Source organism: Nevskiales bacterium (assembly GCA_035574475.1).
Taxonomy (GTDB): domain Bacteria; phylum Pseudomonadota; class Gammaproteobacteria; order Nevskiales; family DATLYR01; genus DATLYR01.
Window position 1 is genome coordinate 1 of sequence record DATLYR010000090.1, and the last position, 4,631, is coordinate 4,631.

The 4,631-nt window shown below is 66.8% G+C and carries 4 protein-coding genes; 1 reads left to right on the plus strand and 3 read right to left on the minus strand.

What is annotated here, in order from left to right; genetic code table 11:
* Positions 1-114: 114 nt before the first annotated feature.
* From VNJ47_05235 to VNJ47_05245, 3 genes are all read right to left on the minus strand, one after another.
* Positions 115-897 carry a hypothetical protein gene (locus VNJ47_05235; GenBank protein ID HXG28236.1) on the minus strand — a complete coding sequence of 261 codons (783 nt, stop codon included), beginning with the start codon at positions 895-897 and terminating at the stop codon, positions 115-117.
* 117 nt (positions 898-1,014) lie between these two features.
* Positions 1,015-2,352 carry an adenylate/guanylate cyclase domain-containing protein gene (locus tag VNJ47_05240; GenBank protein HXG28237.1) on the minus strand — a complete coding sequence of 446 codons (1,338 nt, stop codon included), beginning with the start codon at positions 2,350-2,352 and terminating at the stop codon, positions 1,015-1,017.
* Between the two features lie 19 nt (positions 2,353-2,371).
* Positions 2,372-4,174: an acyl-CoA dehydrogenase gene (locus tag VNJ47_05245; GenBank protein HXG28238.1), complete on the minus strand. Its 1,803-nt coding sequence runs from the start codon at positions 4,172-4,174 to the stop codon at positions 2,372-2,374.
* Positions 4,175-4,255: 81 nt separating this feature from the next.
* Here VNJ47_05245 and VNJ47_05250 point away from each other — a divergent pair.
* Positions 4,256-4,631: hypothetical protein (locus tag VNJ47_05250; protein HXG28239.1), on the plus strand; the 376-nt coding region annotated here is incomplete at its 3' end.

Consider the following 4,631-nt stretch of genomic DNA (forward strand, 5'->3'; position numbering starts at 1 on the left):
ACAGCAGCCGGCCGGCCTTCATCCGCCGCCGCTGCAACTCCGATGCCGTGGGTTTCGATCTCATGCTGTCCTCCAAGTTATCACAGCATCAGACCACCTACGGTGGAATTAGTTTCAACTATTTATGCAAGGTTCAATAAAGCGTCGAACCTCATTGCCCATGATCAACCACAGCTCGTCCCGGGTCGCGTCGTAATCAATTCCGCGTATCTGGTTTGCCGACAGGTTCAGATTCTTTTGAACCGCGATGCTTCCATCGGCCTCATACGCCCGGACACTTTCACAGGTGCTGACCCATACTCTGGAACGCGATACATCGACCCCGATACCAGTGATCAATTCGCCGACATCGAGATCGGAGAGCAGATTTCCTTCTGGAGAAAACTGGTAGAGGTGACTGCCGAGCGTAAGCCAGGCAGAGCCGTCTTCTGGACTGGTCGCGAGAAGTGCCCCGGTCCAGAGCAGATCAGGGGGCAATGTATCCAGCGTAGCGATATTTGCGGTGCAAACCGCGGCGCGGAAGACGGCCGACGAACTGCCTGACAAGCGCTGGATCAAAGGCGAGTCAAGCACGCCCGTGGGGGGCATGGGCGCCGAGAAGGATTTCTTCAGCTGGCCCTGGAAGTCGTAGAGGTAAAGGTTTCCCTGGCTGAATATCCAGACCGTGCCTGCTCGTTCATCGACCGCGAGCGTGCGCACATCTTCCAGCGTGTCGATCCGAAGAATCGGCTGACCACTGGCTGGGTCCAGTTTGATGACACCGCCGGACTCTCCAATCCAGACTGCATCCTGAAAGAGGGGGTTGGCCGAGGTGGCGGCGTATAACACGCCAACCACAAGCGAACAGAAAATCCCTGCTGCCAGGCCGATCGCCCGGCGACGACTATCCAGAGTCATGAGCTCTCCCATCCCTGGCGGCCCTCTAGTTATCGTTGTTTCGAGGCCACCCCCGCGATCTTCTTACCACGGGTCCGCGTTATCTGTCACCTGTGAGCGGTGTGGTCAGACAAACAGTTAAACCGCCGGCACCGCCATCACGTAATGCGGTACCGGCTGCGCGTAGCCCTTGAGCGCCAGCGGCGCGCCGGGCGTGAGCGCGTAGCCGGCGGCGGCCGCGCCGACCAGTTCGGCGCTGCGCTGGTCGATGAGAATCTCGCCGTGCTGCGCTTCGCTGCACAGCCGCGCGGCCAGGTTCACCGGCGGGCCGACCGCGGTGTATTCCAGGCGCGAGGCCGCGCCGATCACGCCCACCGTCACGAAACCGCTGGCCACGCCCACGCCGACGCCGAGCCGCAGGTCGCCCTGGCTGTGGCGCGCGACCACCGCCATGCCCTGGTCGCGGATGCGGCGCGCCAGTTCCAGCGCACGCCGCGCATGGTCGGGGAACGGGATCGGCGCGCCGACCAGGATCAGCACGCCGTCGCCGGCCTGGTCCTTGATGGTGCCGCCGAACTCGGCGGCTGCGGCGCCCACCGCGTCGTAGTACTCGCGCAGGATGCCGATCACGCGCCGCGACTCGGTGGCGCGCGAGAAGGCCGTGAACCCGCGCAGGTCGCAGCACACCACCGACAGTTCCAGGGTCTGCGTCTGGGTGGCGCGCTTGAGCCCCTGCTCGCGCACCAGCTCGGCCACCTGCGGCGCGAGAAAGCGCGACAGGAACTGCGCGCGCTGGCCCTGCACGACGTGGTACTGCACCGCACCCACCAGCAGCACCAGCAGGCCGATGGCGGTGGTCACCGGCGCGATGTCGAAGGGCAGCACCAGGCCGGAAGCCATGAACGGCGCGCCGATCAGGAAGGCGATCAGGCGCAGGCGCTCCGGCGCGTCCGGGCGGCGGTTGAGCAGCAGCAGTGCCGAACCGGTGGCCAGCAGCATGGCGACCTCCAGCGGCAGCGCGAACATCAGGAATTGCGGATCGAGCCAGGCCGCCTCGCTCACCAGCCCGCCGATGAACACGTCGGCGCGCGCCTGCGGCAGCGCGAGCGACAGCAGGCCGTAAAGAATCGCCAGCGCTTGCGCCACGCGCAGCAGGTTGTCGCCGAACAGCGTGCGCAGCTCGCGTGTCGGTACCGTGCGCCGGATGCGCAGGATCCATTCGAAACCGGCGACGAAGGCGATCACCTCCGGCAGCGCCAGCGCTCCCGCCCACCATGGCAGCGTGGCCTCCAGGTCGCCCTGCATCAGATACAGCAGCGTGACGTGTACGTTGCACAGGATCGAGCCGCCCACGCCGGCCAGCGACAGCGCCAGCGCGCGGCTGGTGGGGGAACGGCGATCGGCGACGATGAAGGCCAGCGCCATGCCCAGCGCCAGCAGCGCGACGATCAGCGCGGCACTGGCGTTGATCGTCATCGGGCAGTGCCTGCCGTATTCAGAACCACTGCGGTTGCATGTCCAGCGTCGTGCTGTCCAGCGCCTGCAGCGGCTTGGCGTGCTGCAGCGCCAGTGGCAGCTCGTAGTTGAAGAAGTAGCGGCAGGCCTGCAGCTTGCCCGCGTAGAAATCGCGCTCGGCGCCGGTGGCGCGCGGCAGCGCGGCCTGCGCCAGTTGCGCCTGGCGCAACCACAACCAGGCCACCACCAGATGCCCCATCATCTCCAGGTAGAGCGAGGCGTTGGCGAGCCCCAGGCGGAGCTTGCCGCCCTGCAGCGCCTGCGCCAGCACCAGCGTGGTCTTGGCCAGCGTCTCCATGCCCTTGGCCAGTGCCGCGCTCAGCGGCTGCAGTTCAGTGTCGGACTTGCTCGCTTCCACCGCCTGCACGATGTGCTGCGACAGTAGGCGCAGCGCCGCGGCCTCGTTCATCAGCACCTTGCGTCCGAGCAGATCCAGCGCCTGGATGCCGTTGGTGCCTTCATGGATGGGATTCAGCCGGTTGTCGCGGTAGTACTGCTCGACCGGGTAGTCGCGCGTGTAGCCGGCGCCGCCCAGCACCTGGATGGCCAACTCGTTGGCCTTCAGGCACCACTGCGAGGGCCAGGCCTTGATGATCGGCGTGAGCAGTTCCAGCAGCTGACCGGCCTCGGTGCGGCGTGCGGCATCGGGATCGTTCTGCTGCTGGTCCACCAGCGTGGCGCCGAACAGACCGAGCGCGTAGCCGCCCTCTACGTAACATTTCTGCGCCAGCAGCATGCGCTTCACGTCGGCGTGCTCGATCAGCATCACCGGCGCGCTGGACGGGTCCTTCTGGTCGGGGTGGCGCCCCTGCGGCCGCTCTTTCGCGTAGGCCAGCGAGTGCTGGTAGCCGGCATAGCCGAGCATCACCGCGCCCATGCCCACGGCGATGCGCGACTCGTTCATCATGTGGAACATCTGCGCCATGCCGGCGTGCGGCTGGCCGATCAGGTAGCCGACGCAGTCGCCGTTCTCGCCGAACTTGAGGAAGGTGTTGACCGTGCCGCGGTAGCCCATCTTGTGGTTGAGCCCGGCCACGCGCACGTCGTTACGCGCGCCCAGTGTGCCGTCGTCGTTGACCCGGAACTTGGGCACGATGAACAGGCTGATGCCCTTGACCCCCGGCGGGCCGCCGGGGATCTTGGCCAGCACCAGGTTGATGATGTTCTCGGACAGCTCGTGCTCCGCGCCGGAGATCCACATCTTGGCGCCGCTGAGCCGGTAGCTGCCGTCGGGTTGCGGCTCGGCGCGGGTGCGGATGTCGGCCAGCGAGGAGCCGGCGTGCGGCTCGGACAGGCACATGGTGCCGGTGAAGCGCCCGGCGTGGATCGGGCGCATGTACTTGCGCTTCTGCTCCTCGCTGCCGTACACGGCCAGCAGGTTGGCCGCACCCTTGGACAGCATGGTGTAAGCGGCGGTGCCAACGTTGGCGGCCTGGAAGAAAGAATCGCAGGCGGTGGCGATGACGTGCGGCAACTGCATGCCGTCGTCGGCATAGTCCAGGTGCGCGCGCAGGAATCCGGCTGCGTTGTAGGCGTCGAGCGCCGGCTTGACCTCCGGGATAAGCCGCACGCGACCGTCCACCAGCTCCGGCTCGTTGAGGTCGGCCTTGCGGTTGTGCGGCGCGAACTGGGCTGCGGCGATGTTCTCGGCCAGGTCCAGCGCGGCGTCGAAGGTCTCGCGGCCATGCTCGGCATAGCGCGCATACTGCGTCAGCCGCTCGACCGCCAGCAGCTCGTACAGCAGGAACTCAAGGTCGCGGCGGTTGATCAGGGGGATGGCCATGGCGTTGACGTCGCAGGGAGTTGTACGGGCGGAGTTGCCGTCATACTCTCCGCGTCAGACCCGCCGCCGTCAATAAGCGACGTGAGCGCAGCGACCACCGCCGACAACTGCAACCATGCCCGCTGGCGGCCCGGCCTCGCCGGCGGCCACTACGAGAGCTTCTGGCTGCGCGCCAACCACCCGACCCGGCCGCTGGCGTTCTGGATCCGCTACACGCTGTTCAGTCCCAGGGGCCGGCCGCAGGACGCCATCGGCGAGCTGTGGTGCATCTGGTCGGACGGCGAGGCGCGGTCGCTCACGGCAGTGAAGCGCGAAGTGCCGATCGCCGAATGCCACTTCGCCGGGGATCGTTTCGACATCGCGGTTGCGGACGCGTGCCTGCAACAGGGCGCGCTCGCCGGCTGGGCGCAAGCCGCGGGCCACCGCATCGAGTGGGATCTGCACTACGGCGGCGGCA

What these genes read in the sequence shown, in the direction of transcription:
- VNJ47_05235 (HXG28236.1), bottom strand. Translation starts at nt 897, where the DNA reads ATGACTCTGGATAGTCGTCGCCGGGCGATCGGCCTGGCAGCAGGGATT.
- VNJ47_05240 (HXG28237.1), bottom strand. Translation starts at nt 2,352, where the DNA reads ATGACGATCAACGCCAGTGCCGCGCTGATCGTCGCGCTGCTGGCGCTG.
- VNJ47_05245 (HXG28238.1), bottom strand. Translation starts at nt 4,174, where the DNA reads ATGGCCATCCCCCTGATCAACCGCCGCGACCTTGAGTTCCTGCTGTAC.